The following is a 12981-nucleotide window of genomic DNA, read 5'->3' as shown; positions in this document are numbered from 1 at the left end:
GACGTCCGCGGGCTCGCCGGGCGGCAGTCTTTCTGGCATGAACCTGCCAGTGCAGACCGAAGGGCTCACCAAACGGTACGGCGGCCTGATCGCCGTGCAGGACCTCAACCTGACCGTCCGGGCCGGCGAGGTGTACGGCTTCCTCGGCCCCAACGGCGCCGGCAAGACCACCACGCTGCGCATGCTGCTCGGGCTGGTCCGGCCCACCGCCGGCACGGTCCGGCTGCTCGGCCGCCCGCCCGACGCCGGCCGGCTCACCGGGGTCGGCGCGCTCATCGAAGGCCCGGCCTTCTACCCGTACCTCTCCGGGCGGGACAACCTGCGGGTGCTGGCCCGCTACGCCGGGGTCGGCGCCGACCGGGTCGCGCTCGTGCTCGACCTGGTCGACCTCACCGACCGGGCCGGCGACCGCTACGCCGGCTACTCGTTGGGCATGAAGCAGCGGCTGGGGGTGGCCGCCGCCCTGCTGAAGGACCCCCGCCTGCTGATCCTCGACGAGCCGACAAACGGCCTCGACCCGGCCGGCATGGCGGACATGCGCACCCTCATCCGCCGGCTCGGCGCGGCCGGCTGCACGGTGCTGGTCTCCAGCCACCTGCTCGGCGAGGTCGAGCAGGTCTGCGACCGGGTCGGGGTGATCGCCCGGGGCCGGCTGGTCGCCGAGGGCAGCGTCGCCGAGCTGCGCGGCGCGGCCGGGCTGCGGCTGCTCGCCGACCCGCTGGACGCCGCGGCCGCCCGGGCCCGGGAACTGGTCGGCGCCGAGCGGGTCCGGGTGGTCGACGGCGGGCTGGAGCTGGCCGTCGCGCCGGACCGGGCCGCCTGGCTCAACACCGAGCTGGTCGGGGCCGGGCTCGCCGTACGCGAGCTGCGCCCCCGGGAACGGGACCTGGAACAGGTCTTCTTCGACCTCGTGGAGAAGGGAACGGCCGATGTCGCGTAGCTTCCGCGCCGAGACCGTCAAGCTCGTCCGGCGGCCGGCCAGCTGGCTGCTGCTGGCCATCACGCTGGTGCTCGCACTGATCTTCACCTACGTCTTCCCGTACGCCGGCGTCGCGGGCGGCACCGACGGGCCGAACACCGGCCGGACGCTGGCGGCGCTGCTCCCCGACCAGCTGGTCGGGAACTCCCTCGGCGGCCTGCCGGTCTTCCTCGGCTCGATCCTGCTGATCCTCGGCGTGCTCACCGTCGGCGGCGAGTACGGCTGGGGCACCTGGAAGACCGTGCTCACCCAGGGCCCGACCCGGCTGGAGGTGTACGCCGGCAAGCTGCTCGCCCTGGCCGCCGCCGCGCTGGCCGTGGTGCTCGCCGTGTTCGCGGTCGGCGCGGTGGCCAGCCTGCTCATCGCCTCCGCCGAGGCGCAGCCGGTGACCTGGCCTCCCGTCGGCGACCTGCTCACCGGGATCGGGGCGGGGTGGCTCATCGCGACGATGTGGGCCATGCTCGGTGCCGTGCTCGCCGTCGCGCTGCGCGCCGTGGCGCTGCCGGTCGGGCTGGGCCTGGTGTGGATGCTCGCGGTGCAGAACCTGCTCGCCGCGATCGCCGCGCCGCTGGTCGACTGGGTGGCGAAGGCCCAGGAGGGGCTGCCCGGGCCGAACGCCGGGTCGCTGGCCGCCGCGCTGGGCGCGCCGGGGGACACCCCGGGGGTCGCGGCCACCGTCGGCGGCGGGCAGGCGGCCGTGGTGGTGGCCGCGTACCTGGTCGGGTTCGCGGCGGTCGGCGCGGTGCTGTTGCGCCGGCGGGACATCGGCTGAGGCGGGGCGGGGGAGGGGACGTGGACCGCGAGCGTGGCGACTGGGGCCGCCGGCTCCTGGACGGCCTGGTCGCCCTGGCCCTGCTGGTGATCGGGCTGGCCGGCACCGCGCCGGCCGGCCTCAACCAGGGCGTGGGCACCGGGCGCGCCACCTACCCGCTGGTCGTGGTGGCCGCGCTCGCGGTGGCCGTGCGCCGGCGCTGGCCGCTGGCCACCCTGGCGGTGGTCACCGCGGCGAGCACCGCGTACCTGTGGCTCGGCTACCCGTACGGCCCGATCCTGCTGTCGTTCTTCGTCGCGGTCTACACCACGGCCGCGTACCGGCCGGTGCGGGTCGCGGCGGTGGCCAACGGCGTGGCCCTGCTCGTGCTGCTCACGCACGTCTTCGTCGGGGTGCGCCCGCCCGGCGCGGTCGGGCTGATGCCGGCCGCCGCCTGGGTGGTGGTGCCGTTCGCCGTCGGGGTCACCGTGCGGTTGGGCCGGGAGAACGCGGCGCGCAGCCGCACCGACGAGGCGCGCCGGCTGGCCGACGCCGAGCGGCTGCGGGTGGCGCGGGAGGTGCACGACGTGGTCGGTCACGGGCTCGCCGCCATCCACCTCCAGGCCGAGATCGCCCTGCACCTGCTGGCCCGCAAGCCGGAGCAGGCCGAGGCGGCGCTCACCGCGATCAGCCGGACCAGCAAGGAGGCGCTCGACGAGTTGCGGGTGACGCTGACCGTGGTCCGCCGCGACGAGGCCGCCGACGAGCGCGCCCCCGCGCCGGGGCTGGCCCAGCTCCCGCAGTTGCGCGAGCGGCTGGCCGGCGCCGGGCTCCCGGTCACCGTCGAGGTGGCGGGGTCACCGCGCCCGCTCCCGGTCGCCGTCGACCTGGCCGCGTACCGGGTGGTGCAGGAGGCTCTGACCAACGTGCTGCGGCACGCCGGTCCGGCCACGGCCACCGTCCGGATCCGGTACGCGCCCACCGAGGTCGCCGTCGAGGTGACCGACACGGGCCGCGGTGCGGCCGCTGCGGCGGACCGGCCCGGCTACGGGCTGGCCGGCATGCGGGAGCGGGTCACCGCGCTGGGCGGCTCGTTCGCCGCCGGTCCGGCCTCCACCGGTGGGTTCCGGGTGTCCGCCACACTGCCTCTGGAGGAGGTCGCATGATCCGCGTGCTGCTCGCCGACGACCAGGACCTGGTCCGGATCGGGCTGCGCGCCCTGGTGGAGAGCGAGGACGACCTCACCGTGGTCGGCGAGGCGGCCGACGGGCTCGCCGCCGTCGAGGCGGCCCGCCGGGAACGCCCCGACGTGGTGCTCATGGACGTGCGTATGCCCGGCGTCGACGGCATCGAGGCGACCCGCCGGATCGTCGCCGACCCCGCGCTGGCCGGCACCCGGGTGGTCGTGCTGACCACCTTCGAGCTGGACGAGTACGTCTTCGACGCGCTCCGGCACGGTGCCAGTGGCTTCCTCACCAAGGACACCCGCCCGGCCGAGCTGCTGCGGGCGATCCGGCTGGTCGCCGAGGGGGAGGCGCTGCTCTCCCCGTCGGTGACCCGGCGGGTGGTCCGGGAGTTCGCCACCCGGCCGGCCCGGGTGCCCCGACCGCACCCCCGGCTGGGCACCCTCACCGACCGCGAGCGGGAGGTGGTCGGGCTGGTCGGCGAGGGGCTGAGCAACGTCGAGATCGCCGAGCGGCTGGTGGTCAGCCCGGCCACCGCGCGCACCCACGTCAGCCGGGCAATGGTGAAGCTGGGCGCCCGGGACCGGGCCCAACTGGTGGTCTTCGCCTATCAGTCGGGGCTGGTGGCCACCTGACGGTGCCAACTATCGGACGCGGGCCCAGGTCAGGAAGCGCTCCGTCAGGTTCTCGGGTCGAGCGTGTCCGTTGAGCTGCGAGAGCTGCGCCCCGGCCTCGGCCATAAGCGTGCTCAGATAGATCAGCAGGGCCGTACGGTCGTTGCGGTACTCCACCAGCAGCGCCAGCCGGGCAGGCTGGCAGGGCCACTCCGCGCCGCACACGCGGCAGCGCCACAACGGACGCATCGGCAGGTGCTGACGGGACGCGCGGGTCACCTCGGGCCTCCGTTGTTCCGCCACCCGCCGGCCCGCCAGCGCTGCGCCGGGGTCGGGTTGCCGGCGCGGCCCGGGCCGTTCGTCGGGAACACCTCGGTCGGTTGCGTCGCCCAGTTCGGGCGCTCGTTCGACGGCATTCGGCGCGGGGGCGGGGGCGGGCTAGGAGCGGGCCTGCAGCGCCAGAACAGGAAATGCACATGGGCCTCCTCAGCTGTCTGGAAGGGGCCGCTCAGCCATCCCGCCGAGCGGCCCCACGACTGGCGCAACTGCCGGGCTTCGCGTGCCTCCACCAGCCGCGCCGTCTCTGCTTCCACCTTGGACGCAGGCCCCATAGGCTCGGAATAGTCACTCGTTGATTGCGGAGCGCAAGGGCCAGATCCGGGCCGGTGGGGAACCGGGGGGACAGTTGTGGAAGGGCGTGGAAGCCGTGGGAATCTCGCCGTCTGAGTACCTTCTTCGTGAGCTACGGCGACGCCGTACGGCCGCCGGGCTGACATAAGCCCAGCTCGGCGAGCGGGTCTTCTGCTCGGACTCGCAGGTGAGCGCGATAGAGACCGGGTGCAAACCACCCACCCTGTCCTACCTGGCAGCCGTCGATGAGGCGTTGGCCACGGGCGGCTACTTTGCGACTCTCTGGGACGAGCTCGTCAAGGGTGACGCCGCTCCGGTGTGGCTTCGGGAGTGGATCGAGATAGAGCGCGAGGCGATTGCGCTGCGGTGGTACGAACACGCCTTCGTCCCCGGCCTCCTTCAGACCGAGGGCTACGCCCGTGCCACCTTCCGCGCAGCCCGGGTGCCTACGTCACACCTTGACCAACGGGTCGCGGCACGGATGGAACGGCAGGCAGTGCTCTCCCGCGACCCTGCTCCGCAACTCTTCGTGGTCCTGGACGAGATGGTCGTCCGGCGCGCCTGCGGCGGTTCGGATGTGATGGCCGAACAGCTCGAACACCTCATGGCCTGCGCTCAGCAGCCGCATATCCAGTTGCACATCGTTCCCACGTCCGCTGGCATTTACTCGGGTCTCGCCGGGGCGTTCATCCTGGCGGACCTGTCGGACGGCTCCCGCGCGGGTTATGTGGACAATCAGCTAGCGGCGCAGATCGTGGAGCAGCCCGACGGGGTTGCTAGCCTCGGACTGTCGTGGGACGCGGTTCGGGGCGAGGCCCTTCCGCTCGGACTAACCCTCGACGTACTACAGGAAGCGGCAAAGACATGGACATGACCGGTGCTCAGTGGCGGAAGTCGTCCCGCTCTTCTACCAACGGCGGGGCGTGCGTCGAAGTCGCTGACAACCTCCCCGGAGTGGTAGGCGTCCGGGACTCGAAGGACCCGTCCGGCCCGGTGCTGGCGTTCACGCCGGCCGCGTGGCGCGTCTTCGTCGCCCAGGCCGCCGAGCGGGCCTGACGAGCGCAGACGCACGAAAGCGCCCCTCCCCAGGTACCGGGGCGGGGGTGCTTCCCGCTCCGTGGCGCGCAGACGCTTTGGGAGCACGTCGCTTGGCTGCGCCAGGGTCAGCGCTGCGGTCAGCTACCGGGGACCTGCTGCGGATGGGCGGCCAGCCACTCCTGGATGGTGTCGTCGCGGATCGCGGCGAACATCTGCTTCGCCTTCGCGTCGTCCAGCTTCACCGCCGAACCAGCGTGGGTCTTCAGGCTGGCGCTCGTGTACGGCACCGTCGCGAACTTGATTTCCGCGGGCTTGATGTCACGGGCGACGAGAGCCAGCTCCTGCAGGTCGAGGGACTTGTCGATGGTCAGCGCGTCGGCGGCCGTCACCAGCAGCTCATCGAGGCGGAGCGGGTTCTGCAGCATGCCATCGGCGGCGACCTTCTCCGCGATGGCCTTGACGACCAGTTGCTGGTCGTGGATGCGCCCGAAGTCCCCGCCCGGCACGGCCTTGCGCTGCCGCATGAACTCCTCGGCCGCCGCCCCGTCCAGCTGGTGGCAGCCCTTCTCCCACACCTTGTCTGAGAAGGTCGACCGGACCGTGTACGGGATGCAGACCCGTACGCCGTCGACCGCGTCGACCATCTTGTTGATGCTGGCGAAGTTGGCGATCAGAGCGCCGTCGAACTTCACCCCGGTCAGCTGGGTGATGGTCTTCGCGGCATGGGGTGCGCCACCGAAGGCGAACGCGGCGTTCAGCTTGTTCATGCCACCCTTCCAGCCCTTGGCCGGAGGGACGTAGACGTAGCTGTCCCGCGGGATCGACACGATGGTGGCGCGGTCGAGGTTCTTGCTCAAGTGCACCAGCATGATGGTGTCCGACCGCTGGCCGCCGAAGCGCCCCTCGTCGGGCTCGCCCTCCCGGCTGTCGCTGCCGAGCAGCAGCAGATCGAGTGGCCCCGACTTCCAGCGCTGCTCGTCCTTCGGCACGGCGACCGGGCCGAGCAGGTCCTCGTGGTGGGCCTTGCCCTCATAGCGGCCGACCAGAAGGAGGGCGCCGGCCCCGCCGCAGATTCCCCCGATCAGCACGAGCGAGAGCAGCACGACGAGGGTCTTCTGCCAGCGCTTCAAGGACCGTCGGCCGCGCGTCTTACGTTCGGATGAATCCGGGGCGGGCGGGCTTAACACGTCTGACATATATTCCCTCAGTCGCTCGCTTTGCCGGCGGCACCTCTCCCGATCTAAACGATAGTGAGAGTTCTTTTCAAGTCCGAGTAGGGCAGGCATGAACGGGTTAGGCAGCTGCTCGGCCGAGTAGCAGCATCAGGACCAGCCAAGTGAGCGGCGTGCGCAACCGATTGGTCAGATTCAACCACCGATACAGCCAGCCTGCGCTTGCACAAGTTCCCCCAACGGGGACAAGCGCGGACGTCCTCGCGCTCTGCGGCGCCTGCTGCCGATCACCGGTCACTGGCGAACAGGGCCTCGCGGATGGCGCGGACTATGATCTTGACGTCGAGCCAGAGCGACCATTGCTCGATGTAGTAGTTGTCGATCAAAGCACGCCCGGTCGGAGATGGGTGTGTCTCCCGGCAGGCCGCTGACTTGAGCGAGCCCTGTTGGGCCCTGCGGGAACCCGGTGCCGCTGGGCGTGGGGAGCGTGCTCGGCCGGTAAGAGTTCGACGAAACGCGGCCGTTCCGGGCGTGGCCCGACGAGATGCTGTCCGCCTACGGGTTTGCGTGCCAGACCGGGTACGACTGCGTGCCAGCCCGCCGTACCCGCCCACGCCCTCACGGGCAGGAAGACTTCGACATGGATCAGCTGAGGAGGGGGCCTGCCATCGTGGCCTGGCGAGGGAGGCCAAGCTCGCGCTCGCCCGTCCCCCAGCCAAATCCGTTCCCCTTAGCCGGACGGCTGCGTCAACCTCGTCCATCCAGCCGATTTACGCACGGTGCAGTCGATGTCCAGTTCGGACATTAGTGATGAAACCTCTCGCCTGTCGGCTAGCATTGTTCGGAATGACCGAATTAACCCGTTCGAAACTCACCTTCCTCGCGTTGACATTATCCGCTTCGGGAGGTTGATTGGTCGCTGACCAAATGATGTCGGCGGCCGACGCGGGGGACTCTTGTCTGCGATCGGGCATCGGCGTGTCGCCAACCCAGTGAAGACAGGCAGAATGAGTGTTCTCGTAACCGGCGCGGGCGGATTCATCGGCGGTCACCTCGTCCGAGGTCTACTCGCCGACGGCATGGCGGTACGGGCAGTGGACCGCAAGCCGCTCGAGGAGTGGTACCAGATCCACCCAGACGCCGAGAACATCGTCGGCGACTGCTCGCTGCACGAGGTGGCTCGGGGGGTCACGACCGGTGTGCGAGAGGTCTACAACCTTGCCGCGGACATGGGCGGGATGGGCTTCATTGAGAGCCACAAGGCGGAGTGCATGCTGAGCGTGCTGATCAACACGCACATGCTCCAGGCGGCCCGCGAGGCCGGTGCGGAGCGGCACTTCTTCAGCAGCTCCGCATGCGTCTACGCCGCTGGGCGCCAGAGCGATCCGGACGTGACCGCGCTGACCGAGAGCGATGCCTACCCCGCCGAGCCGGAAGACGGGTACGGCTGGGAGAAGCTCTTCAGCGAGCGTATGTCCCGCCATTTCCGGGAGGATTACGGCCTGACCACCCGAGTCGCCCGGTATCACAACGTGTACGGCCCGCAAGGGACCTACGCCGGCGGGCGGGAGAAGGCTCCGGCGGCGATCTGCCGCAAGGTCGCCGAAGCCGTGGTCAACAAGACCTCCACCATCGAGATCTGGGGCGACGGCGAGCAGACGCGCAGCTTCATGTACATCGATGACTGCGTGCGTGGAACTCGGGAAATCATGGCCGGAGAGAACGCGGAGCCCGTCAATCTCGGCTCCGCCGAACTCGTCTCCATCAATGAGCTGGTATCCATCGTGGAATCGATCGCCGGCGTTCAGCTCGAGCGTAAGTACCGGCTCGACGCGCCGCAGGGGGTCCGCGGCCGGAACAGCGACAACACGATGTTCCGTTCGCTCTACGGTTGGGAGCCGTCGATTGCGCTCAAGGAGGGACTCGAGAAGACGTACGCCTGGATCTACGACCGCATACGGTCCGGCCGTCCCGCGCTGTGAGATCGGATTCAACGATGAGAATCCATCTGCATGACTTCGCCGGGCACTCGTTCCAGGCCCAGCTGTCGCGCAGTCTGGCCTCGCAGGGGCACGTCGTCGAGCACGGCTACGCCGCCCAGTACGTGAGTGGGAAGGGCGTCCTCGAACGCACGGCGCAGGACCCGGAACACCTCACGTTCCTGCCGGTCAGCGCGGGTGTGTCCCTGGTCAAGTACAGCCCGGCGGGCCGGTTTCGGTTCGAACGTGCCTACCGAAAAGTGCTGATCCGGCACCTCCGGGCGGCTCGGCCCGACGTCACAGTGCTATGCAACGTCCCGCTCTACATCGCCAGCTCCGTCGGGCAGGCGTTGAAGCGCGATGGCTTGCCCTGGATTCTGTGGCACCAGGACATCACCTCCGCCGCGATGGCCGACGAGGTACGCCGGCGGCTGCCCCGGGCCCTGGCGGATCCGATCTGCCGCGTCCTAGAGCGCCGGGAGCGGCAGACCGTCCTCGGCGCGGACGCGGTGGTCGCGATCGGCGCGCCGTTTCTCGAGCAGTACAAGCTCTGGAACGTGTCCCGCCCGTCAATGCATCTCGTGCCGAACTGGGCTCCGCTGGACGAGATAACGCCGGCCCCGCGCAACAACAGGTGGGCTCTCCGGCACGATCTCCCGCCCGGCGGGATCCGGCTGATGTACTCGGGCACACTAGGCCGCAAGCACAACCCGTTGCTGCTCAGTGCGCTGGTCGAGGAGCTGACCCGGCGAGGTGTGGACAACACCATGACCGTTGTTTCCGAGGGCGAGGGCGCCGAGATGTTGCGCCCGCACAGCGGGGACCACCTCCGGATCCTGCCGTTCCAGCCGGCTGCGGAGCTGGCGGAGGCTCTCGCGTCGGCGGACGTTCTGGTCGCTGTGCTTGAGAAAGCCGCCGGGCGGTTCTCGATCCCCAGCAAGGTACTCAGCTACCTGGCCGCGGGCCGCGCCGTACTGGCGCTGATGCCTGACGACAACCCTGCAGCCACGGACGTGCGCGCGGCCGGCGGCATGGTTGTGCCACCGTCGCCCGCCGGCATCGTGGATGCGGCAGATTGGATCGCGGGCTTGGCCGCGGACCCCACGCTGGTGCGGGAGCTGGGCATCCGGGCGCGAGAATACGCCGAGGACCACTTCGCCATCGGCCCAATCTCCCGTCAATTCGGGCACGTGCTCCAGGCAGCGTGCGGATGACCGGCCGGCCAGATGTGGTTCTCGTGCAGACCGCTATCGGGGATTACCGGCAGTCGTTCCTGGACCAGGTCTGCGCCGCGCTCGGCGACCGGCTGCTGGTGCTGACCGGCCCGATCTACTTCGAGCCGTCCCTGGTCACCGCCGTGGTTGTCAGGCGCCGGCACAACCTGCGGAACCGGTTCCTCGCCGGCCGCCGGTTGCTGATCCAGACCGGTGGCCTGTTCCGTAATGCGCTGCCGGCACGCATCGTGGTGCTCGAACTCAACCCTCGGGTCTTGTCGAGCTGGGCACTCATCTTGGCGCGCCGAGCGCTGGGACGGCGCACGGTTGGCTGGGGTCACGCGTTTCCGCGGAGCGGGCCCCAGTCACGCACGGACGCCATCCGGTCGATCATGCGGCGTCTCTGCGGCGAGATGATGGTGTATACCTACCGTCAGGAAACCGAACTGGCCGCGCGCGAGCCGGGCCTCACCATTCACGTCGTCCCGAACTCGACGCAGCCTACCGTCGCTCCGGTGACCGGGTCCCGCACCGGCGTGATCTACTGCGGCCGGCTCTCGCCCGACAAGCGGCCGGAACTGCTGGTCGATGCGTTCGCCAAGGCCGCGGGAACCGGTCTGCCGCCGGACTGCGTACTCACCATGGTCGGGGACGGTCCGCAGCGGGGCGAACTCGAGGCGCTCGCCCAGCGCCTTGGCCTGGCCGGCCGGATCCGCTTCACCGGCCGGATCTCCGATGTGTCGGCACTTAAGGAGCTGTACGGGGATGCACTGATCTCCACCTCGCCTGGCTACGCCGGACTGGCGCTGACCCAGAGCCTCGCGTTCGGCGTCCCCATGATTATCGCGGACGACGAACCGCACGCACCGGAGATCGAGCTCGCCGGTGAGAACAATTCGGTCTACTTCCGCGCGCGTGACGTGAACGCTCTGGCCGCTGCACTCGTGACACAGTTTGCCCGGCGGCAGGAGTGGATCGAGGCCACCGCGGACATCTCGCACGAGGCCCAGGCGCTCTACAGTTCGGAGGCGATGGCTGAGGCGTTCGTGGCGGTGGTCGGATGAGTGCGCCTCACCGGCCACTGCCACCGTGGTTACGTGGGCTCCGCTCGATCGAGCGCGAGCGCCGCGACTTGGTGCATCGGCTCGTGCTGCGTGGCAAGTACCGCCACGGCCGACAGTTCTCGATCGGCGGTGCCGCCGTGCTGAAACCGCCGACCGCGCTGCACTTCGGTGATCGGGTGAGCATCGGCCGCGGCTTTCATGTCGAGACCGATGCGTCGATCGGCGACGACGTGCTGATCTCTAGTTATGTCTCGTTCATCAGCAACGACCACCAGTTCGACGACCCGGAGGAGACGGTCTTCACTCAGGGGCGGACGGCGGCCGCCCCGCCGATCGTCATCGAGGGTGACACGCTGATCGGCTTCCAGACCGTCGTGCTCGGCGGCGTACGCATCGGGCGCGGCGCGATCGTCGGCGCCGGCAGTCTCGTCACCGGTGACCTCCCGCCGTACACCATCTGTTACGGTCGGCCGGCGCGCCCGCAGCGGGACCGTTTTGTCTAGCGTGACGTGGTCCGCCCTTGCCACCATCGCCGGTCCCGGCAGCTGAACCCTTCTGACCAACGTCGGGACCAAGCTGCAGGCGGCGGCGCTGCTCGCGGCCGGTCCGCTGGGCGGCGGCATCGGGGGTCGCCCGAGCATCGGCGGCATTCGCCGCGGCGACCCTGGCGGCGAGCGTGGCGGACTTCGGTTATTCGTCGGAGAGCGCCCGCTACCGTGAACCGGGCCTGGAAGCCAAGGCCCGCGCCCTGGCCGACTTGAAGGGGTACGTCCCAACCTCGCCGTCTCCCGACGGCGCCTCAGTGACTTGGGTGACTTCTCGATGCATCGTGTTGGGCGGAACACACATCGGACGCTCCGGGCGCCAGCGACCTGTGTGGCTGGGAAGGTTCGGGCTGGGCGAATCGTCGGATGGGGTTTGTCGCGTACTCGCCGTCGATGAACTCGAACGAGTCACTCACCGGTGATCCTTGGCGAAGTACGCGGCTTTTTTCAGAACTCGTTCTCCATGCGCAGTTCCCGCGCTTCTCGTTCCAGCTGCCGTAATCTTTCCCGCTCGCTCACGTTCAGCGCCGGCTCGTCGTCGGCGTGATCCCGGCGGTACGCGGCGATCCAGTTTCCGAGGGTCCCTTCACCGATACCGAGTTCACGGGCGACCTGAGCGACCGAACGTGACGTCTCGATCACCAGCTTCACCGCTTCCTGACGGAATTCGGGAGAGGTTCCTCTTCGCGCCTGGCAATGGCATTCCTTCGAGACAGGCCCAATTCTACTTTGGGCCCTGTCCGGAGAACCCGGGGCTAAGAACCCGAACCGCCGCCACCCGCAAAACCCGCATACACCTCAATCCCCGCTAACTTCGAAGAGCCCGTATGGCCCGATGGCTGGCTGTCGCGTACTCGCTGCGGCTCCGGAGGGTTTACCTGGAGCCTTTCCAAGCTGATCTTGCAGCTCAGGGCGGGTGCGGCGAGCCCGGAGATCGATGAGGGCGAGGCTCCAGGTAAGACAGCAGTCGACCAAGATCCGATGCCCCGACCGGGAGCCTCGCCCGTGCTGTCTTACCCCTCCACGATCCCCCTGTCCAGCCGAACCCTGAACCACCTCGCCGACCTCATCCGCCAGCACCGTAGCCAGCATCGATCCCGGTGGCGGCGTCTCGCGCCGGGCCGGCAGGCCCTGCTCGCCCTGGCCCACCTGCGCAACGGTGACACCTACACCCGGCTCGCCGCCGGGTTCGCCGTCGGTGTCGCCACCGCCTGGCGCTACGTGCAGGAAGCAATCGTGCTGCTCGCCGCGGTCGCCGAGGACCTGGTCACGGCCATGCGGCGCATCCGCCGCCTGGCGTACGCGATCCTGGACGGCACGCTGATTCCCATCGACCGCGTGGCCGACCAGAAGCCGTACTGCTCCGGCAAGCACAAGCGCCATGGCGTGAACGTGCAGGTCATCGCCGATGCCGCCGGCCGGCTCGTGTGGGCCTCACCGGCGCTGCCGGGCTCGGCGCACGACCTCACCGCCGCCCGCGTCCACGGCATCATCGACGCACTGACCAGCGCGGACGTGATGACGTTCGCCGACAAGACATCCGATGGGCGTAGCTGTCAAGCGGCGATGGTGGCTGCGGCCGGAATCGGGAAGGCCGTCGTTTCTCGGTAGTGCTGCCGTGTTTTCAGGCAGTGGTGGAGGCAGCCGAGGAAGCGGTTGAACAGGTGGCGGAAGGCGGCGGCGTGACCGTCGCCGGCGGTGCGGCGCCGGTCGTAGTGGGCTCGGGCGCCGGGTGACTGGTTGAGCGCTGACAGCCCCCAGGTGAAGCCGACTGCGGCAAGTCGGTCGTTCTTGATCCGGCGTTGGGAGAC

At 69.7% G+C, this 12981-nt stretch carries 14 protein-coding genes and 2 pseudogenes; 11 read left to right on the top strand and 5 right to left on the bottom strand.

Annotated elements, in window-relative coordinates; all coding sequences use genetic code 11:
• Window positions 1-37: 37 nt before the first annotated feature.
• Genes ABZS80_RS25625 through ABZS80_RS25610 form a run of 4 tightly spaced genes read left to right on the top strand, consistent with a single transcriptional unit; the run spans window position 38 to window position 3549 of the window.
• Window positions 38-940: an ABC transporter ATP-binding protein gene (locus tag ABZS80_RS25625; protein ID WP_355059692.1), complete on the top strand. Its 903-nt coding sequence runs from the start codon at window positions 38-40 to the stop codon at window positions 938-940.
• Window positions 930-1751 carry an ABC transporter permease gene (locus ABZS80_RS25620; RefSeq protein WP_355059690.1) on the top strand — a complete coding sequence of 274 codons (822 nt, stop codon included), beginning with the start codon at window positions 930-932 and terminating at the stop codon, window positions 1749-1751. Before ABZS80_RS25625 ends, ABZS80_RS25620 begins: the two co-directional genes overlap by 11 nt.
• Window positions 1752-1771: 20 nt before the next feature.
• On the top strand, window positions 1772-2896 hold the full coding sequence (locus ABZS80_RS25615) for a sensor histidine kinase (protein ID WP_355059688.1): 1125 nt from the start codon (window positions 1772-1774) through the stop codon (window positions 2894-2896).
• The gene (locus ABZS80_RS25610) at window positions 2893-3549 is read left to right on the top strand and encodes a response regulator transcription factor (RefSeq protein WP_355059687.1); all 657 of its coding nucleotides are present in this window, start codon (window positions 2893-2895) and stop codon (window positions 3547-3549) included. The genes ABZS80_RS25615 and ABZS80_RS25610 overlap by 4 nt, the downstream gene beginning before the upstream one ends.
• 9 nt (window positions 3550-3558) lie before the next feature.
• Here ABZS80_RS25610 and ABZS80_RS25605 read toward each other — a convergent pair whose 3' ends face one another.
• Window positions 3559-3807, bottom strand: a complete 249-nt coding sequence (locus tag ABZS80_RS25605; RefSeq protein ID WP_355059685.1) for a flavin reductase — start codon at window positions 3805-3807, stop codon at window positions 3559-3561.
• A gap of 538 nt (window positions 3808-4345) precedes the next feature.
• Between ABZS80_RS25605 and ABZS80_RS25600 the strand changes: the two genes are divergently transcribed.
• Window positions 4346-5032, top strand: a complete 687-nt coding sequence (locus ABZS80_RS25600) for a DUF5753 domain-containing protein (protein WP_355059683.1) — start codon at window positions 4346-4348, stop codon at window positions 5030-5032.
• Window positions 5023-5214: a DUF397 domain-containing protein gene (locus ABZS80_RS25595; protein WP_355059681.1), complete on the top strand. Its 192-nt coding sequence runs from the start codon at window positions 5023-5025 to the stop codon at window positions 5212-5214. The genes ABZS80_RS25600 and ABZS80_RS25595 overlap by 10 nt, the downstream gene beginning before the upstream one ends.
• A 119-nt stretch (window positions 5215-5333) precedes the next feature.
• On the opposite strand, the gene ABZS80_RS25590 is transcribed toward ABZS80_RS25595, so the two are convergent.
• The gene (locus ABZS80_RS25590; protein WP_355059679.1) at window positions 5334-6326 is read right to left on the bottom strand and encodes an LCP family protein; all 993 of its coding nucleotides are present in this window, start codon (window positions 6324-6326) and stop codon (window positions 5334-5336) included.
• Between the two features lie 329 nt (window positions 6327-6655).
• Window positions 6656-6912: pseudogene (locus ABZS80_RS25585) on the bottom strand (sugar transferase); the annotation flags it as partial.
• Window positions 6913-7375: 463 nt separating this feature from the next.
• Between ABZS80_RS25585 and ABZS80_RS25580 the strand changes: the two are divergent.
• From ABZS80_RS25580 to ABZS80_RS25565, 4 genes are read left to right on the top strand one after another with little or no spacing between them, the layout of a single operon-like run.
• Window positions 7376-8350 (top strand): NAD-dependent epimerase/dehydratase family protein, encoded by a 975-nt coding sequence (locus ABZS80_RS25580; RefSeq protein ID WP_355059677.1) that lies wholly within the window; start codon window positions 7376-7378, stop codon window positions 8348-8350.
• A gap of 14 nt (window positions 8351-8364) precedes the next feature.
• Window positions 8365-9561 carry a glycosyltransferase gene (locus ABZS80_RS25575; RefSeq protein ID WP_355059675.1) on the top strand — a complete coding sequence of 399 codons (1197 nt, stop codon included), beginning with the start codon at window positions 8365-8367 and terminating at the stop codon, window positions 9559-9561.
• Window positions 9558-10625, top strand: coding sequence for a glycosyltransferase (locus ABZS80_RS25570; protein WP_355059673.1), 1068 nt, complete (start codon window positions 9558-9560; stop codon window positions 10623-10625). The genes ABZS80_RS25575 and ABZS80_RS25570 overlap by 4 nt, the downstream gene beginning before the upstream one ends.
• The gene (locus tag ABZS80_RS25565) at window positions 10622-11128 is read left to right on the top strand and encodes an acyltransferase (RefSeq protein WP_355059671.1); all 507 of its coding nucleotides are present in this window, start codon (window positions 10622-10624) and stop codon (window positions 11126-11128) included. Before ABZS80_RS25570 ends, ABZS80_RS25565 begins: the two co-directional genes overlap by 4 nt.
• A gap of 489 nt (window positions 11129-11617) precedes the next feature.
• On the opposite strand, the gene ABZS80_RS25560 is transcribed toward ABZS80_RS25565, so the two are convergent.
• A complete protein-coding gene (locus ABZS80_RS25560; RefSeq protein ID WP_355059831.1) occupies window positions 11618-11893 on the bottom strand; it encodes a transposase in 276 nt (91 codons plus the stop codon).
• Between the two features lie 282 nt (window positions 11894-12175).
• On the opposite strand from ABZS80_RS25560, the gene ABZS80_RS25555 reads away from it, so the two are divergent.
• Complete coding sequence (locus tag ABZS80_RS25555) at window positions 12176-12781, top strand: transposase family protein (RefSeq protein WP_355059829.1); 606 nt, start codon at window positions 12176-12178, stop codon at window positions 12779-12781.
• On the opposite strand, the pseudogene ABZS80_RS25550 reads toward ABZS80_RS25555, so the two are convergent.
• Window positions 12727-12981 (bottom strand): annotated as a pseudogene (locus ABZS80_RS25550) (IS110 family transposase); the annotation flags it as partial. The gene ABZS80_RS25555 and the pseudogene ABZS80_RS25550 sit on opposite strands and share 55 nt — an antisense overlap.

Source organism: Micromonospora sp. NPDC005305 (assembly GCF_040607315.1).
In the GTDB taxonomy this organism is placed as follows: Bacteria; Actinomycetota; Actinomycetes; order Mycobacteriales; family Micromonosporaceae; genus Micromonospora.
Note: the sequence above shows the minus strand (reverse complement) of the source record. Positions and strands in the feature narration are given on the sequence as shown.